Annotated in this window: 18 protein-coding genes and 1 pseudogene; 2 read left to right on the plus strand and 17 right to left on the minus strand. The window is 42.0% G+C overall.

Features of this window, described 5'->3' with window-relative positions:
* Positions 1–19 precede the first annotated feature (19 nt).
* The 17 genes and pseudogenes from HGO23_RS14670 to HGO23_RS14745 all read right to left on the minus strand — a co-directional run bounded on the left by HGO23_RS14670 (position 20) and on the right by HGO23_RS14745 (position 16,106).
* The gene (locus tag HGO23_RS14670) at positions 20–373 is read right to left on the minus strand and encodes a metalloregulator ArsR/SmtB family transcription factor (protein ID WP_209027102.1); all 354 of its coding nucleotides are present in this window, start codon (positions 371–373) and stop codon (positions 20–22) included.
* A 195-nt stretch (positions 374–568) separates the two neighbouring features.
* A complete protein-coding gene (locus tag HGO23_RS14675; protein WP_209027103.1) occupies positions 569–1,792 on the minus strand; it encodes an STY4528 family pathogenicity island replication protein in 1,224 nt (407 codons plus the stop codon).
* Positions 1,793–1,900: 108 nt separating this feature from the next.
* Positions 1,901–2,155 (minus strand): ParE family toxin-like protein, encoded by a 255-nt coding sequence (locus tag HGO23_RS14680; RefSeq protein ID WP_209027104.1) that lies wholly within the window; start codon positions 2,153–2,155, stop codon positions 1,901–1,903.
* A 35-nt stretch (positions 2,156–2,190) separates the two neighbouring features.
* Entirely contained in the window at positions 2,191–2,766 is a 576-nt protein-coding gene (locus tag HGO23_RS14685) for a DUF2857 domain-containing protein (RefSeq protein ID WP_209027105.1), read from the minus strand.
* A 76-nt stretch (positions 2,767–2,842) separates the two neighbouring features.
* Positions 2,843–4,417 carry a ParB family protein gene (locus HGO23_RS14690; protein WP_209027106.1) on the minus strand — a complete coding sequence of 525 codons (1,575 nt, stop codon included), beginning with the start codon at positions 4,415–4,417 and terminating at the stop codon, positions 2,843–2,845.
* Positions 4,418–4,420: 3 nt separating this feature from the next.
* Positions 4,421–5,782 carry an SPI-7-type island replicative DNA helicase gene (dnaB-PI, locus tag HGO23_RS14695; protein WP_209027107.1) on the minus strand — a complete coding sequence of 454 codons (1,362 nt, stop codon included), beginning with the start codon at positions 5,780–5,782 and terminating at the stop codon, positions 4,421–4,423.
* Complete coding sequence (locus tag HGO23_RS14700; RefSeq protein WP_209027108.1) at positions 5,769–6,161, minus strand: hypothetical protein; 393 nt, start codon at positions 6,159–6,161, stop codon at positions 5,769–5,771. Before HGO23_RS14700 ends, dnaB-PI begins: the two co-directional genes overlap by 14 nt.
* Positions 6,158–7,045, minus strand: a complete 888-nt coding sequence (locus HGO23_RS14705; protein WP_209027109.1) for a ParA family protein — start codon at positions 7,043–7,045, stop codon at positions 6,158–6,160. Before HGO23_RS14705 ends, HGO23_RS14700 begins: the two co-directional genes overlap by 4 nt.
* Positions 7,046–7,384: 339 nt before the next feature.
* The gene (locus HGO23_RS14710) at positions 7,385–8,443 is read right to left on the minus strand and encodes a tyrosine-type recombinase/integrase (protein ID WP_209027110.1); all 1,059 of its coding nucleotides are present in this window, start codon (positions 8,441–8,443) and stop codon (positions 7,385–7,387) included.
* Positions 8,444–8,488: 45 nt separating this feature from the next.
* Positions 8,489–10,111: a TraI domain-containing protein gene (locus HGO23_RS19740; protein ID WP_244967965.1), complete on the minus strand. Its 1,623-nt coding sequence runs from the start codon at positions 10,109–10,111 to the stop codon at positions 8,489–8,491.
* 3 nt (positions 10,112–10,114) lie between these two features.
* Positions 10,115–11,605 (minus strand): annotated as a pseudogene (locus HGO23_RS19745) (UvrD-helicase domain-containing protein); the annotation flags it as partial.
* Positions 11,606–11,741: 136 nt separating this feature from the next.
* Complete coding sequence (locus HGO23_RS14720) at positions 11,742–11,939, minus strand: TA system toxin CbtA family protein (protein WP_099137425.1); 198 nt, start codon at positions 11,937–11,939, stop codon at positions 11,742–11,744.
* Positions 11,940–11,947: 8 nt separating this feature from the next.
* Entirely contained in the window at positions 11,948–12,916 is a 969-nt protein-coding gene (locus HGO23_RS14725; protein ID WP_099137426.1) for an ArdC family protein, read from the minus strand.
* A gap of 138 nt (positions 12,917–13,054) precedes the next feature.
* Complete coding sequence (locus HGO23_RS14730) at positions 13,055–13,426, minus strand: hypothetical protein (protein WP_209027112.1); 372 nt, start codon at positions 13,424–13,426, stop codon at positions 13,055–13,057.
* 333 nt (positions 13,427–13,759) lie between these two features.
* Complete coding sequence (locus tag HGO23_RS14735; protein WP_209027113.1) at positions 13,760–14,389, minus strand: hypothetical protein; 630 nt, start codon at positions 14,387–14,389, stop codon at positions 13,760–13,762.
* A gap of 416 nt (positions 14,390–14,805) precedes the next feature.
* A complete protein-coding gene (locus HGO23_RS14740; RefSeq protein WP_209027114.1) occupies positions 14,806–15,099 on the minus strand; it encodes a hypothetical protein in 294 nt (97 codons plus the stop codon).
* An 89-nt stretch (positions 15,100–15,188) separates the two neighbouring features.
* A complete protein-coding gene (locus HGO23_RS14745) occupies positions 15,189–16,106 on the minus strand; it encodes an integrase domain-containing protein (RefSeq protein ID WP_209027115.1) in 918 nt (305 codons plus the stop codon).
* 1,136 nt (positions 16,107–17,242) lie between these two features.
* On the opposite strand from HGO23_RS14745, the gene HGO23_RS14750 reads away from it, so the two are divergent.
* Together HGO23_RS14750 and HGO23_RS14755 are read left to right on the plus strand one after the other, a co-directional pair.
* On the plus strand, positions 17,243–18,211 hold the full coding sequence (locus tag HGO23_RS14750) for an IS30 family transposase (RefSeq protein WP_209027116.1): 969 nt from the start codon (positions 17,243–17,245) through the stop codon (positions 18,209–18,211).
* A 344-nt stretch (positions 18,212–18,555) separates the two neighbouring features.
* Positions 18,556–20,055 (plus strand): hypothetical protein, encoded by a 1,500-nt coding sequence (locus HGO23_RS14755; protein ID WP_209027117.1) that lies wholly within the window; start codon positions 18,556–18,558, stop codon positions 20,053–20,055.
* The last annotated feature ends 48 nt before the right edge of the window (positions 20,056–20,103 follow it).

The raw sequence follows: 20,103 nt of genomic DNA on the forward strand, positions 1-20,103 counted from the left end.
TTGAATAAATTTTTTCTTGTTACTGACAGACGGATTTACCACTTGTTGCCGAGTTAATCTTCTGAAGTCGCGTACTCAACTGAGCTATCTCAACCTGCTGACATTGAAAAGCCTGTTCAAGCACATTGGCTGCCCAGACCGGTATATGTGGAGACAAACGATAGTAAATCCACTTGCCTTCACGTCGATCTAAAAGCAACCCAGCTTCGCGAAGCATGGCCAGATGGCGCGAAGTTTTAGACTGCTGTTCCTGAAGTGCCGTTGAGATGTCGCAAACACACAGCTCGCCAGTCTCACGTAGCAACAGCATGATGCGGAGGCGCGTCTCATCTGAAAGATATTTGAAAAAATGAAGTGGGATAAGCTGAGTCATAAACACTCCTATTGCTGAACTGAATATCATACTCAGGAGTAACGGATCGTCAATAATACATTTGTTTAAGTGAATATGTTTTTGGGGAAAAGTTAAAAGCCCAATTGCTCAGTATGATGTATTCCACGGGAAATCAGCTGATTATAAGAAGGCGATTATTTAATCACTGCTGGCAGTGCCAGCAGTGATCATTTTTCAATCAATTACATTATAATGATATTTTGCCTGTGTCAGTCGCTGGCGAATCTCTTTCACCATACTGCGGACATGGGTTTGTGAGGAGGGTGACGTAGGGCGTTCAGTTTCCTGTACGCACCTCACCGGCATTTTTGCAGGGACAGAAATAGCGATGGTGGTTTCAGCCTGTGCATACAGTTGCCCGTCCCGTGCCCGTTTCATCATCGTCAGCAGCCAGCCGACCGGATTACCGATTTTCCCTGCCCGTAGCGCCTTGTCCAGACAACTCAGCACGGTCTGCGCCTGTTCAGCGGGCAGCGCCTGCAACTGGCTGGTCAGCATCGTCACATCTTCCGATTCCAGTTGTCGGCACAGCCCTTCCGGCAGAAAAACCGCAGATTGGGGTTCTACGTATGTTTTTTTATTCACACTCTGTGTGAAAGAACGTACATAACAGTTCGGTTTAGCTGAACCACTATAAGACGTTGATTTCAGGCTGAGTTCGGTATCCGAATTCAGTTCAGCCTGCTCCTCTTGTTGACTCAGTCCGGTTTCCGAACCCGGCCTGATTTCCCTGAGTTCGGTTTGATTGTCCTCTTGTTGAAGAGACTTGCGAATCACCCTTTGCTGAGGCGTCTGAACGGCACTTAACCTCTCTTCCAGCAAACGAATATGACTGTGGCGATGTCGCATCAGAGGATCTTCTTTGATGTCGGTCATAACATCCCAAGCCGTCTGGCTGATAGTGCGGTTTTTGCTGCGACAGGCTTCGGCGATGGTATCCAGCCAGTGGGGATCGAGTATTTCGGCATCACGGCAGGTCAGCGGCTCATCGTGTTGCGCATAGATGTTGCCCCGTACCCGCCCGTGCTCATCCCGGATACGTTTGCATAAACTCAGCCAGCCGGTTATTCGCAGCATCAGTAACACCCGGCTGACGGTTTCACGCGAGGCCTTGCCTTTATAAGGCGATGCCAACAGCACCTGCAATTCGTCATAGCTGGGAAACACCGCACCTTCATTATTCAACGCATACAGCCGGATCATCATCCAGCCCGTTTTATCCAGCGGCGACAAGCGATCATCCAGTAACAGGCGGCGGGGATAGGCATCCTGAATATTCCCCATAAACAGCAGACCACTGCGAAGTTGTGAAATGTCATCGTCTGCGCGGTGTTCCAGACGCATTTTCATCTTAGCAATCGTGTGTGTAATTATGCTGTCTGCTGACAGGTTTATCATGATCCTTGATCTCCGGCCTTGGCTTTTAAATTGAATCGGTAAAAATAATGTCAGGGCTGCACCCTGTGACGTTGAACAGGATGCAAAATGACACGACTTCAATACGGACTATTTACGAATTTCATTGTTATAACGTTCATGGAGCATCAGCTCCCACGATTGCCCGTTATCACGGCTTAACAACCGCCAGAACAACCCCACATTGATTTTCAGATACCCGGTCCCTTTTTCTTTCAACCGGACGTAATTGCGCTCGCCCCGCTGGTAGCTGCTCACCTGATGTTGCGCCTTGCGACGCAGTGACAAGGGCGTCGTCAGTGGCACATTCAGGCCGGGCATGATTTCGGTTAATTTTGCTGACATCGTTTCCTGTTCTGTTGAGGGTTAACGGAGGGCTTTCAGGCCTGTTTTTTGACCGGTTCCGGTGCATCGCCCTGCTGCCACTCCTTCACCGCGTGCCAGACGGCCGTCAGCGAAATCTGGTGATCCGCGGCCATCTCCAGCATCATATCCAGCCCTTCGGCGCTGTCCGCATCAGCAATCTTTGCCGATTGCCAGCGCTGCCACAGGTCACGGTTTTCGTCTTCCGTCAGGGGCGAGCCCCGCCCCGGCCGCACGGTCATGCCGGCAATACGACGTCGGGCAGCAATTTCCAGACTCGACAGACCGAAAAAATAGTGCATCAGTTCAATCGAGCCGCCTAACTCCAGTGCCTGGTCAATACGTTGCATCCGCTGCTGTTCAATCCGCGCCTGATGTAAGATGCGGGCCAGATTGGCGTGATGAATATGAACGCTCAGCACCGACACCGGGCTGTTGCCCAGATAATGCAAATCCTCAATCGTCAGGCGCTGCAACATCAGCATTTCAGCGGGTGCCAGCCCCAGTGCCTCACAACGGCGGATATAGCCGTTCTTCAAATCCATCACCAACTGCATCAGCAGGCTGTTGGTTGCTTGCGATAAATGATTCATCTACTTCCTCCACTATCAGGCCAGTCAAAACACAATGAATGAACAACACACGGAAAGCAGGCACCTTGTACGGGTATCACGACATCGTTATATTCTCCCGCGTTATCTGGCGTTGAAGTTCACGCAAACGCCGGAGTACCCGGATAAGACGCAGGAATTTCACCGTCTGGGCATCATCCAGTAACGGTGCGTCCCCCCGTCCCGCAGTGCCGAGCAGAACGGCTGTCAGCGTCAATTCCGTGGGCGCAGCCGCCTCTTCGCCGATCAGCGACAGTAATAAACGTGAAAAAGCCCGTGCTTCCTGCGCATTCCCCAGACAAAAGCCTGCCGACCCTTCATCCGACACGGGCAGCAGGTCGCTGTCACAGCCCATCACTTCCGCCAGTTCAAATGCCAGCCGGAACGCCATGCTTTGCAGATGTTCGATATCGTCCTGCATCGGGGAAATGTCCCAGACGGAACTGACCGGCTCCAGACCAGTCTGAGCAAAATGCAGGCATTCAACCTCAGGAGCTGGCAGGGCAGGTTCAGGTGAATTCTCCTCGCTCTCCGACTGATAAGGCGGGAGCACAGGGTTATTTTTTCGGGGAGAGGGAGCATGCGTTTGCGCCTTATCGGCCGGGGCGTGTATTGTCCCAGAGTCAGGTTGAGAAATTATTCGCGGATTCGGTTCCTTGTTCTGTACCCGAATCCGATTCGCTTTATTCGTCTCAGGTTCTTCCGGCATAGAGCCAAACGCTGTAGCCTGTTCGCCAAAAAGTTGCCGACGGTTACTTTCTTTCGGATCTAGCTCCAATATCCAGCGGTCATAGTTCAATAATGGATGCGGCAATGCTTGTAATAAATCACCGATCAGTTCATCGCGGAACATCTCCGGTGACCAGTCTTCCAATGCATCAAACTTACGGCAACAGAGACCAAAAACCTCATCAAAGGTTACGGTAGGTTCCTGGTTTATACTGAAAACATGTTGTTGCCAGATGTTATCTGCATTCTGACGCAACACCAATAAAGGACGTATTTGTGGTGTTCCCAACCCGGACGCCAGCAGATTAGGCATCCACGGGTAGAGGTACTTCACGGTATGTTCCATTCGACTGATGTGACCATCGCTAACAGGAAAACCTGCTTCACTGAGCAACGCTGAAAATTCACGCAAACTGATTTTTTTCTGTTTCTGCGTTTCATAAATCATTCTGGCTTTGCAGATACCCAGCGCTTTTTCAATAAAGCTGAGATCGCCCCGCAATTCGTTTTCCGCCAGATGCCCGATCACACACTGCAACCGTCCCGGCCACGGTTTAAACAGGCAATGCACCCGGTAAAACCGCTCATCACCGGTTTCCTGCCACAGCTCGGACAAAATCTGATAGCGCGTATTCCCACCATCACTGAAGATATAAACCTCGTCACCGTCCGGATCGCGGGTGACTTTCGGCACCGTATCCAGCCCACGGACTTTGATCGAGGCTTTGATATCGTCATAGCGCGGGTTGCGGCTGGTACGGGGGTTATCCGGATTGGGGCGAAGTTGATCCAGCGTTAACACCATCGGCATTTCCGCCATCGGCGGGCTGTCATTGAGTGTGGCGACGGCCTGCCGCCCCTGCTGTAACAAGGCATGACCTAAATTCAGTGTATTGCGTCCCATAGGTTACCTCCCGCTGCCATCGAAATCAGAAAAACGGGTATATTGCGCCTCAAACCGCACACGCACCGTGCCTGTCGGTCCCTGTCGCTGCTTACCGATAATGATTTCGGCAACTCCCACATCCGGCGTGCCCTCGTGATAGACTTCATCGCGGTAAAGGTGCAATATCAAATCGGCATCCTGCTCCAGTGATCCTGAATCACGCAGGTCACCATTATTGGGCCGTTTATCAGGGCGGTTTTCGACTTGTCGGTTAAGCTGGGACAGTGCCAGTATTGGGCACTCCAATTCTTTACCTAATGCTTTCAGGCTGCGGGAGATATCGGCAATTTCCTGTGTGCGGTTTTCCTGTCCGGGTGCACACATCAGCTGGAGGTAATCCACCATAATCAGGGCCGGTTTACCGTATTTGCGGGTATAACGGCGGGCACGGGCACGTAATAAAGCGGGGGTCTGGAGGCTGCAATCATCAATAATCAGCCGCTGATCCCAACGAGAAAACTGCTCCAGACTCTGGCTGATGCATCCCCACTGTTCATCATCCAGCAGGCCGCTACGCAGCGCGGTTAACGCCACGCCGCCTTCCATCGATGACAAGCGCAGCATCAGTTGAGCTGTCGGCATTTCCAGACTGAAAATCTGGACCACCGCATCATCCCGCTGCCGCAGGGCACCAAGGCAACAGGCCAGACCCAGTGCGGTTTTGCCCATTGAGGGGCGGGCAGCCAGCAGGATAAGGTCACCCGGCTGTAAGCCACAGGTCATGTCATCCAGTACCTGAAACCCGGTCGGTGTTCCGGTAATCCCGTTACTGCCCTGAATGCGTTCCAGATGGGAAATCAGCGCCTCCGCCCCTTGCAACAGGGTCACTGCCTGCTGTTGCCGGGCGGCCCCTTTTTCGGCCAGACGGAACAACTGACTTTCGGCCTGTTCAGCCAGAGTAGCGGCCTGAGCATGGGGTTGAAAAACCTCCGTGCTGAGGGTGTTGCCCAGCGCCAGCAACTGACGTAACTGGCTTTTTTCGGCCACCATGCGGGCATATTCCACAATATTGGCAGCACTGGGCGTGTTTTTGCACACTTCCGCCACATAAGCAAAGCCCCCCACGCTGTCCAGATGCCCCTGATGGGCCAGTAAATCCGTCAGGGTAAGCAAATCATACGGGGTATTTTTTTCTGTCAACTCCGCCATTGCCTGAAACAGTATCCGGTGGGCCGGAAAGAAAAAGTCGTCAGGAGTGAGTATCTGAACAAGGTCATCCCAGCGGTCATTGTCCAGTATCAACCCGCCAATCACGGCCATTTCGGCGTGACCATTACAGGGTTGTACTTCATTAGCGGCTTGTAAGAAATCATGCCGGTGCATTATCGGCCTCCCTACTGACAGTATTCAGCGCCGCGATTAACCGCTGTTGCAGTTGAGGGGAAGCCACCCAGAACAGCACTTCGTTGGTGGTTAAATACTGCGGTTTACCCTGCGCCCAGCCGCATTCCAACAAGGCCACATCATCCGGTGTCCCCGGCATCAGTGACTGCGCACGTAATTCTTCTTCACTACGGGGACTGAAATGCTCAACGAGGTCAGAGGAAACGCCCCAGACAGCCGGTAATAATGCCTGAAACTTTGCCTGCGCCGCTTTACGATCCGGTGCATCGATAAACACAAACCACTCATCCTGCGTATCCGTGAACGGCAGTTCGGCATTGTCATAACAAAAACAGACAGCTCGCCAGATAACATTCATTTTGCGCCTCCCGTCGGCTGGCTGACCAGGACCGCATCAAACCTGGCGGCCCATTCGGGGAACAACTCACAGGCAAGACGGTGCATGGTTTGCGCCGCCGCCGGGCTTTTGCGGGTGGTTTTGTATTCCAGACGATGAACGGGCTGAGCACGAACATGCCCCAGTTTGTAGATATCCAGCAGATCAATACGGGTGCGCAGTAGCTGGTAAACCTGTCTTCCACCCAACGCTGACGTATCGTAACGTTGCTGTTCGATAATATCGGTCAGCTCATTGAGCGTATCTCTGTCCAGATTGGTGCCTTCAATGCCATTGGCCAGTATCTGGATCAGCGGCAGCTGAATACCGTAATTCTCAAAGGATTGCAGTCGGGTCAACATCCGCAACGTACCACGCAAAAACTCGCGGACATCCGGCAGGATAGGTTTAATTATCCCCAGCACACACTGCGTGGCGGTCAGGACCACCAGTTCCGTCATTACGCCGGTCGCACCTTTGGAGTCGATGAGAATGACGTCATACTGATGAAACAAGGGATGTTGCAGAATATTACGCAGACGCAGGCGACCATCCGGGGCATGCAGCATCGCGGTTGGCAACAACTCATCGGGATCGTTGGAAACAAGGATATCAAGATGTCGGATCGTCGAATGGGAAATGATCGTGTCTGCCTGACTCAGATCCACGGTCTGCATCAGCAGTTCATACAAACCCGCCGGGGCTTCATAGTCCAGAATAAAAATACTGCTGGCCGTGGGTTGTGAATAATCAGCGTCAATCAGGAGAGTCTGTAGACCAGCATCAGCAAAAAAGCCAGCCAGATTAGCGGCATGGGTGGATTTACCTTCGCCACCTTTGGGGGAAATTATCGGAAGTATTTTCATGTTGTACACTCAGTAGTTTGAGCGTACAAACCAATGCAAAAATCAACTAGTTACATTTTCTTAACTTTGGAGGGGATTGAAAATCCCCGTGTCCTTGGTTCGATTCCGAGTCCGGGCACCAAATTTCCTAGCTTGAACGTTGAAAGTGAGAAAGTCAACGATCAGTAAAAATTTAGGAAACTGAATTTCAATCATGTCTAGTTGGTAGTTACACACATGGTTGAATGTAAGTTTCAAAAAAGAGCGCATGTTACAGCAAGCGTTCTTTTTTTCATTGCTTTTTATACATAGAGTTGAACAATTCGTCAACTCCATGTAAATTTTTTTTAATTTTTTCGTCTAACGCATCACAGTTAAGCGCTGATGTTCTCCACCTAATCCCATTGTCAAATAATCAGACAATTCGTTTTCCAGCATGTGACGAATATTGTGAATATCTAGACCTATATACTCCATCGTAGAAGATAAGCTTCTATGCCCTAATACATCTTTTGTTAACTGCATGTTACGTTCAGGGTTGCGCATTAGTGTTGTCGCTAATGTATGACGGAACCGATGCGGACTAACTGGAAAACCACATTCTCTAGAGAAACGTCGGAAAAATGATTTCACAGGTTGGCTATCAATCATTTTCTCTTTATCTACTTCCCTATCTGATAGACGATGTACATTGAATAATACATCATCAGGCGTAGCTCCCCTTAACACCATTTCATTCAGCAAATTCTGTAATAATGGAGTCAGTGGGCTTAATAAAGCTACTTGGTATTCACAATGATTTTTACTGCTTTCACTTCGTAGGGTAATGGAGTTTTCTTCGAAATCAATGTCTTTTATTTGAATGTGAGCTAATTGATTTAAACGCATCCCCGTTAATCTAAAAGTTTCCATTACAACAAGCCAAAATCGTGTCGGATATAATGCGCAAGAGCGATAAGTAGCTTGCTGTGCTGACATTTCCTTCTCTAGCTGTGTAAATCTCTCAAAAACACAATACATGGTACGAAGCTGTGCTTTTGTAAAAACTTTTTTCCTTTTTATTCCTGGTTCAACCTGACTATCAAAAAATGGATTATCTATTCTAGTTAACAAACCTTTCTTTATCCAAAAACTATATAACACTTGCATGTGTCTAGCCTTTGTATTCCAAGTTCGCTCGGCAACTTTTTTAACATTTAATTCATGCCTACGCCAACGTAAAACATATTTATGAGTTACTTCCTCCGGGAGGATTTGTATATTTTCTATTTCTTTTAAATAATGAAGAAATAGCCTAACCATCTTACTGTACGTCTTTTCAGTATCTGGACGTAGAACCTTTGCATAAAAATATTCATCCAATAATGCATACCAAATAGGATTGTTCTTTTCCTGCACTAAAGACGTTGTTTTTTTCATAAAGAATACTCCTATACTCCTTTTTTAATCGATATCATACTTATATTACTCCGAGGTAAAATCAACGAAGAGGCTATCTGAAGGTGTTTCTTTTACAAAAATTAAACTTACTTTCACTAGATACCCACTGGCACGTATAAACTTATTATTTCTACGTGTTTCCTCATTAATGGGAATTGGGTAGATCTTGCAAGTATAATGGCGCTTCCTTTTGTTACCCTTCTTTTCTATTCGGTGTACATTTAATGATTCGAACGCAGATAACAATTGCTTATGATCGACTTCTAATTCTGGATGTTGACGCAAAAAAAGAAAAAAAATTGCTGGAGTCTGTAAGAATAAAAATCCTGCGACACAATGTACTTTTGCATTAGCTGTATTATATTCAATGCCCTCAGTCAGCAATCCTTGTTTAAGCCATTGCCAAAACTTTATCTTTAATGATTCATTTTCTCCCTGCTTCTGCCTTTCCATCCTTGTATGCGCCTCTACAGTACTTACGTTTTCATTTCCCTTAAGAATTACATTTTTTTCAATAATTTCAAATGATTTATTTTCTATAATTGAACTATCACACACTTTACTTTCACTTTTGGTTACTTTATAGTCACATTTATGATCAGATGTGCTACATAATGGTAAACTTTCAACAAAATCACACTCTGTTACAGTATTTTCTTTTATGTCTAAAAGTGACATTACTGTTTTCACGTCATCACTAATAGATTCTTCTGTATTTACAGTAAAAGTAGTTTCTGCTACTCCTGATAACTCCTCACTCTGTGAATTAACGTTATTAAAAGCACTTTTTAACAATGCTATGTCTGCATTCTGTATCTCTTCATGATTCTCATTCATTCCACTTTGTATATGTGTTGCAGATGGAATAGAAGATGTATCACTAAAATTTTCGCTGACTTCTAAAACAGGACTATCAACAATTTTCTCCAGATCATCATTTGATTCATTTTGTAATTTTAGAGTAATAATTTGTGATGCGGCTATATTTGGTAGCTTACTCACAGCTTCATCAATCAAATCACTAATATCTCTTCCCCCTTCCCATTTTCCGGCTATACAGTGCATTAGAGCCTGTAATGCTTCTGGTGTTTCACTCAACCAATAAATAGCCTTTTCTGGCAATAGGGTATAACTCATTAATGCTCCTGAAATTGATCGCAGTTCTTCTATATTTGAGCTATCAGATTTAAATCGAAAACGGTAAGCTTTATTCGGCGTAATAATTCCAGGCATCCAACAACGCTGATCTATATATTCTCCGTCAAATTGTCTCATCAAAGGCAACCAATGAAGCATAGAAGCATAAAGTACTACAGCGTTCCAAGCACCACTTTGGCTGGCTTGTTCTTCCGGTAACGCTCCTGTTGGTAATAGCTTCTTTTTTGATAGCCTAACCGAATAAACCATAGTAAGTAATATCAGATCAAGAAGACCCCCTTTCTGAGAAAAAGCTCCCTGTTTAAAAGCTGGTAAGTTCTGAATTCGCTCAGCACACTGTTGAAGAGGAGATAAGAAAAACTCTTGATATTGTGATTTTGACAGTGAAACATTCTCCCAAAGTTGCTGTAAACAGTTCTGACGTAATTCAGTATTTAATAAATCACATGACTTTTTAGGCAAAAAATAGCCATCCGGTGCAGTGAGCATTTCATTCTTTGATTTGTTTCCCCCCGAAACATCGGAAGCGCTATCAGATACATTCTGATTAACTAAATTCTCTTCTGATGGTTTTTCTCTATTAGCAAGCACAATGACAATAATGTCATTAATTATAAGCTTCTTACGTGCACGAGTTGCGGCGACATAGAGTAGGTTTATTTCATCTCTCCTGGCGAGTTCTGTCTGCTTAGGATCGAATAAATCAGGAAAGTCATTATTTAATTCAACAAATTCCCATTCTAACCCCTTAGCTCTATGTGCCGTTGAAACCGTTATATCTGCTTTACTTTCGTTAGTTACCGTAAATTTACGCATTATTTCTAAATTTTGTGGTAGCGGAAAATACCGTTCTAACAGGTTGATAGATTGCATCATTTCAACATCTTGTGTAGCTCTGGCTATTCGACAATATTCATCATAATCTTTGTAATCTCGCATTAAACGAGGCTGTTGTACTTTCTGTGGCATATCTACCGAGAACCAATACAGATCTTCCAGTTCCTCAGTTCGATAAGCTTCAATCCCTCCAACCCAATACACTGATTTTTTTTCTTTTGCAGCCCCTAGTGCTGTATCAATTACACCAGCTACCGTTCGGCTCAATACCGCTTTATGAGGTACATCAAAATATTGTGGTAACAAAACTTCATCTTCTTCCCCCAACCCAATAACCTGGTGAGTTTCACCATCCAAGGCAAGTAACGCATTCGCAATCTCAGCAACATGTGGACCAAAACGAAAACTATTTGTTAGCCATAAGCGATCAGCATCAGCTAATTGTGGCGCATCTAAGGCATTATCTGCCCCCCGGAAACGGTAAATTTGTTGATGCTTATCGCCAACTAAAACCACATTTATGTTTTGGCTTAAAACAATTGCATGAGTGACAGGATTAGCATCTTGAGCTTCATCAAACAAAATCGTTTGATAGTTGCCAGATAAATCAGGTTGGGATAATTGATAAAGTTTTAAATAAGTATCATGTGTAACCGGAAAGGATTCATTCAAATTTTTCATCAAATTCCAAATATGTTCTGATCTTTGAATGACTTTAATAGGGTCAATGCCCTGTATTACCTCTTCATCTGGGCAATGAATTAGTTTTATTTTTATATCATCACTGGATAGGAAACGATTTAACGTACTTTGAACTCGATGTGCTAATGACCAATGACGAGTATTTAAAGCTCGCGCAATGTCTGTAATACGCAGTTGATTAACCAATCTATTTTTATAATGACGTCCTTGGTTTAACCAGGCTAATTGATGTGAGGTTTTACATTCAACATTAAAAGGAAACTTACGTTCTGCTTCTTCTCTTACGGCACGATTAAAAGCCAAATAGAGCATTGAAACTTTAGGATTAGCTAACGCATAATTTACTAATGTAGATGTTTTCCCTGTTCCCGCAAACGCATTTACTACTAATTTTGAACCATTCCATTCCACCACTGCTTTTTGTTCATCCGTCAGTGTAAACATGAATAGCGCCTCTATTTAAAATAGCCAATTTAATTTACGATAATAATTAAAAACGCGGGGACTTAAGTACAGTAAAAACTCTTTTTCCATTTTGATAAAAAAACGCCTCCGAAGAGGCGCGTTTACTTTTTATTTTCTAATAAGAGACTGGTACTTTCGATATATCTATCGGTATTCCTATCTTATTAAAAGCTTCTACAGGTGATACACCTTGCTCAATGAAATCTTTTACTGTCTCATCATCACACAATACTGTATCACTTAATGTTACACCTACATGTTGTATTAACAACATGTGCGCCAGCAATTTGAAACGAATAATGTTGTATCGCATATATTCCCCTATGCTACTTTCGCATTATGGGATGTACGCAAATTTAACAAGTATTCACTTGCTTCCCTGGCTTGCTTACATGCTCTAAAAAGAGCTTTTTTATCCTTTTTTAAAATAGATAACCAATGTTCAATATAACTTTCATGGTTAACTTCACCGAACACTTCCAAATGAGTACAAAGAAAAGCACTTCCCATTTCAGCAACTAATTCTTCAAAAGCATATATAGGATCACCGAATTTTCGAGTTATGCTTGTTATTCCCTCCCTATTCAATCGGCTTGCATGTCCGGTACTATGCACCATTTCATGTAGCAGTGTAGACCAATAGTCAGCTTCCGTATTAAATTGCTCCACAAGAGGCATTACGATACGATCACCAATTATTCCGTAATAAGCCCTATTTTGTGGTAATGAAGTCATCTTTACACCAGTAGCATTCAACATTGTGGATACTTCGCTCCTGATTCTAGGTGAAAGAATTTCCTGTCTATCTTCCGGTATTCGTCCACCTTCATGTAATAGATGTTCTGGCAGCCCGTCACACTGAATAACATTGAATAACTGATTACTCTTCAGCATGGCACACTGCTTCATCAGAGGCTGGCCTTCACTGTCAAACAATAAATCGTTATCCTCATCTCTAGCCTGAATTTCATACGATTTATATATTACAGTAAGAGTAGAACGCTCTCCTTTTCGAACCTGTCCCCCTAACTGTTGAGCTTGACGATACGTTAACCAACTGTTGATATTAGTTCCCATCTCCTCCGCAGACATCCACAACAATAGTATATTCACACCATTATAATGGTTTCCAGTCATTGCATTAGTAGGTAACATATCCCCAAATCGTTTAGTCGCAGAACGCCAGGGCCTTTTCCACGGAAGAGTGCCTTTTTCCAAGGCACTAATAATTTTATCAGTCACCTGTTGATAGATATCCTTTTCTACATCTACATTAGTTTTTTTCTTCAATTGAGAGTACTCCCAAAAAAGTGTACTCTCCCAGGCGGTGAGAGTACACCGCCTGGTGAAATAAGTAAGATAAGAGTATTAAATCAACTCTTTCATGTAACCTTTCGGTTCTTGTTTTCTGAACTATCCGTAATCAAATTACCACCATGCCCAAAGAAACAAATTGTATTTATTAAAATCAAAAGACTTTAATAAACTATTAATCCAGTTTTTTACCCTTTCAACATCCGACCAATAATCTTGATCATATTGAATTGAGCCATAGAAAAAACCATCTGCTGTAGGATATATCTGAATACAATTCTCTTTTGTTAACCTATTTAAATCCGCTAACAATTCTTCAAGCTTATGTTTTGGTATCAATACCTCTTTACAGTTATCAACACTTTGAACATTTCTATCAATCCAGTACAAAAGTGGATTAACTTTTCGAAAGTATCCCATTTCTATATCACGATCAGCACATTTTTTTGTTTTTTCGCCTGAGAAAAAGTGAATATCAAGTCCCATTTTTTTAATCCTTATATAATAAAAATAAAAAGCAGGGACTTTCCCACAGGGAAATTTCCCTGCGAGTTGGTTTATACAATTAACTATTGTTAATTAGTTTCTGTTTTTACAAATATTTCGTCCCATAAAACTACAAAATGATGATTACTATAACGATCTACTTTAAGCTAAATTACTCCATGATGTTCACACTTCATACATGTCACATCATCGTTTTCACAAAGAAAATCACTATCATCATTCTTTACGTACACACCTTGGTACTTACAGTTTTTACATGGATTCAGCCAATTAATGAAGACTTTTGAGAATACCTTTTCCATACTTTCCTCACTAATCATTCCATGAAACCGAAGTATCTTGTAGAAGAATATTATCCATTTCTTCATGTACCAAATACTTGGAGTCGGTAACATGTAATAACAACGAATCAGCCTTTGTCCACAAATACTGAGCTGTACTATAGTTATCCCAACCACGTTCATAGGAGCTTTCATCACGCAAACGCTGACGTTCTTTTTCCAACGCAACAAGCTCATCTTTTCGAGTGACAGAGCGCGCCCAAATAATTTTAGGCGTTATATATCCTCCTAAGACTCTCCTGTTATATCGGTCATAAATTGTTACCCTTCGAGGATTAAAGCTTATAGGTCCCATATCACGTCCAAAATCGGGGTCGTAATAATCTACATCTTCATCCCTAAAGGCCCAATTATCTTCCTCAATAAGGACTTTAAGCTTTTGAACTGCATCAGTGAGCGTTGATGTTTTGCAAACGGTTAATGTTTTTTTGCTGTAATATGTACCATAATTAGGATCATCTTCAGGACACTCAGCATCACCATCGACTAAGACAGTGAATTGGCTCTGAAACACATCCGAACGCAACGAAATGCCCGCTTCATAAGGCGTATATAAAAAAGATAGTTTACTAACATCATTATTAGTTAATGTATTATTCATGAAATTTCTCCAACAAAAGAAAGAAGGAGAAATCTTCCCAGTGAGGAAAATTTCCCCATTGGGTGAAAAGAGTAGAATGATTGATGATGCTATTTTAAGCAATCGTTGTGAAAAGTTTCTTAATCGCTTTAGCGATCCCCGTTTTCAAAGAATAAACGGGTTTACCCAGAGTATTTACTGTCTGCTTTTTCAGGTCCGGCAGATAATGTAGTCACCCGAAGGCGTTCCTCTCAGACTATCGGAACATTGATTAATACAGTCACTCGAAAGCGCTTCTTTCAGACTGTCGAAGCATTGATAGGTTGCATAAAGCAACGATAAGAACAATTTTATTTTCTGCTCAGCTTAACTAATTGTCAACCTCGAAAAGTAATTTTTATGTACTAAAAAAGAGGTAATTAGTAGTTCAAGTACGATTAAGGCCAAAAAGGTTCTAAAATCCAATTTGCAATTAGCTGCCGCTCTTTTTTGTTTAAGTAAAGTCCTGCTTCTGTGAAATCAAAATCCCATTTATTACTTTTAGTCCATATAGATATAAAAAATTGAGCCAATATTTTCTCTTGAAGACTAAGTGTATTCTTATCTCTCTCCCATAAATAGAAATCAATCTCGCGTATCTGCCAATCCCAGAAAATTGAAACACGAGGATAATCATTTATCATAGTACGGAATTTTTCCTGTTCTGGAGATAAAATAACATTATTTTTCATAATAAACCTCTCTTGAAATCAATTTAAAATTTCATTTATTCGACTTTATCTAATAAATCAGTCCTCAATTAACAATATCCTAATCATTCTTATTCCTCCCTCCCACTTTGATAATAGACTTGATTAATATATCGTCCTCTTCCATCCCCATGACCTAGATCCATAGATACCTGGGCTAATACTTCTTTTTGGTTAAATCCAGCTTTCTTATAATGTTCACTTAGCTCTTTGGCAACATAATAACGCATACTATGAGGTGCTTTTTTTCCAACCAATCCGGCTGAGCGTACTATATTTCTATAACGATCAATTGCCTGATGAATATTAGACTTATTGATTAATTTACCTTCACGTTCTTTCATTACGTTTTCAGCATAAATAATAGCATTTTTAAATTGTTCACGGTTTAAAATAGTCGTATCTCTAGGGCGCCCTCCTTTTGTACCAAAAACAACTCTAACAGAATGGTGACCATTATTTAAAGATTGTTTCCACGTATTTATAGATTTACAAGACTGAACTGCCTCTTTCGTTCTAAGCCCTAAAATATATGCCAATTGTAAAGTTGCAGCGACACCTTTATCAATTTTCTCTACTTCTTTAAATGCCTGTTTAAATTCATCAGGAGTTAATGCTTTTTTTGTTCCCATACGGCTTGTACCTGCTATTCCAAGTGAATGATTATTCAACCGCTCATTATTTGGATCTGCTAATTTATGTTTTCCTGCTTGTGAAAGAATCCCGCGTAATGCGGACATTTCATTTTGTAAAGTTCGATTGCTAATATTTTCAGATTTTCTTTTGTCAACATATCCTTCTATATACTTAATTTTTAAGCTATCTAACTGGCGCAACTTAATTCCAGAAGAATTTAAATAATTAAGAAATTGTTTAGCTATTCGAGTGCGATCAGCAACGGTAACAAAACTACCTCCTGCTTTACGGGCACAAGTAATAAAATCTTTCTTAAATGTTTCTACCTTTGAACGTGATGTTTTTTTACTCATAAAAATCTCCAATAGCATTAAAATTATGGATAATTTTTATTATTCATAATTCTACTGCCTCCATCCAAATTGTTAGTTTTTCGTCATTACAGACGTTCCCTGCGTATCGATTATGTGTGTCATCCTGACAGTCAGATATTGTGTAGCAGGGCGCTATCATGTTGAGTTATTACAGGAGCGCGCTCTGTGCTCTGCACTGCGCTTTAATGCTCCCCGTTCAGAGCCTGTTATCAGGGTGAACGCCTCAATATCTTTACTACTTATCTCATATTTATCAAAAAGTTAGTTTCATTTATAAAAACTAAGAGTTGAAATTCTCCCAAGCGACCGTTCGTGAAAACGGGCGCGGCGGGCGCTTTGTGAATTATTTAAAACGATCTCTTACAACGTTTTTGAAACATACCAACTGTTGTCTTCATTTGGTAAAACCGTTTGAAAAGATGTCTTAACGTTAGTTGTAATGCGGTCTGGAAGTTTTACGCCTGGCGGCGTCACTTGGTAATCGCTACGCTTTTACTCAAGTGACGCCGCTCATCTTTCCGCTCCCAATACCGCGACTCGAAAATAACGAAGATACCAAATGTTCCAAATGGCATACCGTTATATCGACGCAGGTAAAGGTCGGAAAAGCTCTCGACGTATTTACAAAAGACGTATTACATCGACAAAAATGTTTGATGTTTTTCTACATCAAACAACTCGTTTGAAAGGGTTCATCACCTTTGATGAACGTTAGTTGAATGTTTCTTAATCGCTTTAGCGATCCCCATTTTCAAAGAATAAATGGGTTTACCCAGAGTATTTACTGTCTGCCTTTTCAGGTCTGGCAGATGGTGTAGTCACCCAAAGGCGTTCCTCTCAGACTACTAGAACATTGATATTTGCAATCACCCGAAGGCGTTCCTCTCAGATTGCCAGAACATTGATTGGCTACCATAAGGTAGCGTTACAACGATAAAAATCTTACACTGGCAATTAATGGTCGTCAACGCTTTAAAATCACGCCACAAAAAATGTCTTCTAAAGAATAAAGGCGTTTTTATATAAACTTCTTGGATTCGACTAATAAGTGCAATTTCTGAGAAAGGCGGTCAGTTGCTATAGTAGGCATCTTTCTCGCCAAAGGAAAATGCACTATGGCCTATACACAACTGACCGAAATAGAAAGATATCAGATTTTCAGTTTAAAAGAAGCCGGTTTTACACAACGCTTTATTGCCACGTCGCTCAATCGAGCCCCATCAACGATTAGCCGGGAATTGAGACGAAACCGGGAAGCACAGAAATACTGTCCTAAACAGGCTCAGCTTAAAGCCTCAGAGCGCCGCTATGCTGCTGTAAAAGCAGTCAAAGTTACACCAGAGATCACAAAGTTGATTAAACAGCTAATTTGGCAAGATTTAAGCCCTGAACAAACAGTCGGTTATCTCAAAAGGGAAAATATAATATCTTTGCATCATGAAACAGTTTATAGATTGATTTATAAGGATAAGCTTAATGGTGGTGATTTATGGCAGCATTTCAGGATTGCTAAAAAACCGTATCGTAAACGCTATGGAAGTTATGAACGAAGAGGAAAAATCAAAAACAGAGTCAGCATTGAAAAGCGCCCAAAATGGGTTGATAAAAAGCAGCGTATTGGTGATTGGGAAGGAGATACTCTCGTTGGCAAAGATCATAAAAGTGCATTATTGACCTTAGTTGAACGAAAATCGTTATTTACTATCATCATTAAACTTGAAGATAAAACAGCAGAAGGTGTCGCAAAAGCGGTAACAAGATACTTATCATTGATAAAACATAAAGTTAAAACAATTACTTTTGATAACGGCCTCGAATTTGCCGAACACGAATTTATCAGTAAAAATTTAGAGACAAAAATTTATTTTGCTCACCCGTATTCCCCTTGGGAAAGAGGGATAAATGAGAATACGAATGGATTAATCAGAAATTACTTTCCCAAAGGAACCGATTTTAATAAGGTATCAGAGCGAGAGGTTAACCTTGTGGCAAACCGATTAAATAATCGCCCTCGTAAAACACGAGATTACAAAACACCAAATGAGTTATTTAAAGGAATACCCACTCATTTACTTCGTTTGTAACGATGTTGCACTTATTATGTGAATGCAAGAAATGTAATATTTTTACAGGTATAATATTAGTGTTTTTTAAATATAATAATGTTTTTTATGTTTTTTATGTTTTTTATGTTTTGTGTGTTGACATTTGTTTGTTTGGATGTAATCTTGCTTAAAAATTTCAGTAAAAATACTCCTTCAATAAGTAGACGTTAGTTTATCTATAAAGTAATTTCTAAATATAAATTCTGTCATTTCTATTATTTTCATTATTTTCGAAACAGAGTCAAAACTTGCTGTTGACCATATATATCACAGTGTGTGGTTTTCAGTGAAAAATAAAATTAATACTTTAAAAGGATAATATAATGGCTAACATGACAACAGTTCCTGTGGGTGGTGGAACGATAATCAAAGGGCAACCCTTCAGTGTAGTTGTTTCAATAGACGGTGAACCAGGTATTACGGATACTGTAGAAGTCAGTGCTAAACTCCCATCGGGTATGACACTACTACATAAATTCCCAGGCCAAGTTACTAAGAGAAAATTTTCTCAGGAACTGATATTCCAGGCCGATGACAGCGGGGGGCCTAAAAAGATCAGCTTTACCTCAAACTCACCGAAACAAGCAAAGACGAATGTAACCTATACCTCAGCGGATAACCCAGACCTGGACCCAGACACTTGTGCATTGAGAGGGTCAGCGGCCTATTTGTATGACCCTAATCCTGTTGAATTTACGGGTACTGGCCCAAGGTTAAATAATCCATTTATTTCTGCATCAATCAATCCGACGATAAAAAAGAGTGGTCCAGTTAAAAACTATGATATTCCGCTTCGTACAACAGCTCCTCTAAGAATATACACAGAGGATATGACGGAAATTCTTCCTTATAAGATTGATCTGGATAACCTGTATTATTATTATCTGATTCGAAAAACATCAACCGCTGCGGTGAACCTAAAAATATACGCTACTAAGAGTGTGAGTGGGTTTGTTGAGTTTGATACGATATTCAATCATGAGGAGTTTGACCAAAAACAAGTCATGTTTGTTACCGCTGTTCCGACTGATATAGCTTACAGCTTTGAGCCACCAAAAGTTGAAGAAGCGCTTTTTTCTTCTACTTTGAGAAGACCGGATCAAGCGGATGATTTTACTTTCATGGTTCCACACTATGAGGGATCACAAATCGGCGATTTTATTATCGGGTTTACGACGGACGATACAGAAGCCCCTTTTAAGCAAGAACTCTTTGCTGAGCAGATAACAAGTGAAGAGGACGGATATTATAAATTTAAAGCCGCCTACAGTGACCTGTATTCAGGAGATAATCATCTTAGCTTTGTTGCGCTTGATCAAACAGGTACGCCAGCAATATCTAAGTTTCATTACATAAATTATGATAACGGTGGTATTAATGGTCCGAGTCCCAATGATGGACACCGGATTTTGGTTGCACCAAAAGTATATGACCAGTACGGGCTACCTATTGGCATACACAATCCAGTCAATATCCACAGTATCGGTACAACAGGACTTGAAGTTCGATTGCCATCAGATTCTCATGATCAGGAGCACACGATTGCCGAAGGTGACAAGATCACGATAAAAGTCTATATCTCACACTGTGTTGATACTCAAAACCCAAAACGACCTTTACCTATTGTGATAAGTGACACTGTGGCATCGACAGTAACAACAGTTGGTTATTATAAGACTATCATTACACCTGATAAACTGATGGGTTATGAGGCAGCAGATGAGTATGCTGTAGGATTGATCACGATAGAGTATAGCCGTCTCGCTCAGAAGCAGAAATCGAAACTTTTCATCAGAAGTTTCGGTACAGTCGCACCTCACTAACTTAAATATGTGACAGCTGATAGTGACTGCTATTGGCTGTCACTTTTT

The sequence above is a fragment of the Xenorhabdus budapestensis genome (assembly GCF_017743015.1).
Lineage (GTDB): Bacteria > Pseudomonadota > Gammaproteobacteria > Enterobacterales > Enterobacteriaceae > Xenorhabdus > Xenorhabdus budapestensis.

What these genes read in the sequence shown, in the direction of transcription:
- HGO23_RS14670 (WP_209027102.1), bottom strand. Translation starts at nt 373, where the DNA reads ATGACTCAGCTTATCCCACTTCATTTTTTCAAATATCTTTCAGATGAG.
- HGO23_RS14675 (WP_209027103.1), bottom strand. Translation starts at nt 1,792, where the DNA reads ATGATAAACCTGTCAGCAGACAGCATAATTACACACACGATTGCTAAG.
- HGO23_RS14680 (WP_209027104.1), bottom strand. Translation starts at nt 2,155, where the DNA reads ATGTCAGCAAAATTAACCGAAATCATGCCCGGCCTGAATGTGCCACTG.
- HGO23_RS14685 (WP_209027105.1), bottom strand. Translation starts at nt 2,766, where the DNA reads ATGAATCATTTATCGCAAGCAACCAACAGCCTGCTGATGCAGTTGGTG.
- HGO23_RS14690 (WP_209027106.1), bottom strand. Translation starts at nt 4,417, where the DNA reads ATGGGACGCAATACACTGAATTTAGGTCATGCCTTGTTACAGCAGGGG.
- dnaB-PI (WP_209027107.1), bottom strand. Translation starts at nt 5,782, where the DNA reads ATGCACCGGCATGATTTCTTACAAGCCGCTAATGAAGTACAACCCTGT.
- HGO23_RS14700 (WP_209027108.1), bottom strand. Translation starts at nt 6,161, where the DNA reads ATGAATGTTATCTGGCGAGCTGTCTGTTTTTGTTATGACAATGCCGAA.
- HGO23_RS14705 (WP_209027109.1), bottom strand. Translation starts at nt 7,045, where the DNA reads ATGAAAATACTTCCGATAATTTCCCCCAAAGGTGGCGAAGGTAAATCC.
- HGO23_RS14710 (WP_209027110.1), bottom strand. Translation starts at nt 8,443, where the DNA reads ATGAAAAAAACAACGTCTTTAGTGCAGGAAAAGAACAATCCTATTTGG.
- HGO23_RS19740 (WP_244967965.1), bottom strand. Translation starts at nt 10,111, where the DNA reads ATGCTCACTGCACCGGATGGCTATTTTTTGCCTAAAAAGTCATGTGAT.
- HGO23_RS14720 (WP_099137425.1), bottom strand. Translation starts at nt 11,939, where the DNA reads ATGCGATACAACATTATTCGTTTCAAATTGCTGGCGCACATGTTGTTA.
- HGO23_RS14730 (WP_209027112.1), bottom strand. Translation starts at nt 13,426, where the DNA reads ATGGGACTTGATATTCACTTTTTCTCAGGCGAAAAAACAAAAAAATGT.
- HGO23_RS14735 (WP_209027113.1), bottom strand. Translation starts at nt 14,389, where the DNA reads ATGAATAATACATTAACTAATAATGATGTTAGTAAACTATCTTTTTTA.
- HGO23_RS14740 (WP_209027114.1), bottom strand. Translation starts at nt 15,099, where the DNA reads ATGAAAAATAATGTTATTTTATCTCCAGAACAGGAAAAATTCCGTACT.
- HGO23_RS14745 (WP_209027115.1), bottom strand. Translation starts at nt 16,106, where the DNA reads ATGAGTAAAAAAACATCACGTTCAAAGGTAGAAACATTTAAGAAAGAT.
- HGO23_RS14750 (WP_209027116.1), top strand. Translation starts at nt 17,243, where the DNA reads ATGGCCTATACACAACTGACCGAAATAGAAAGATATCAGATTTTCAGT.
- HGO23_RS14755 (WP_209027117.1), top strand. Translation starts at nt 18,556, where the DNA reads ATGGCTAACATGACAACAGTTCCTGTGGGTGGTGGAACGATAATCAAA.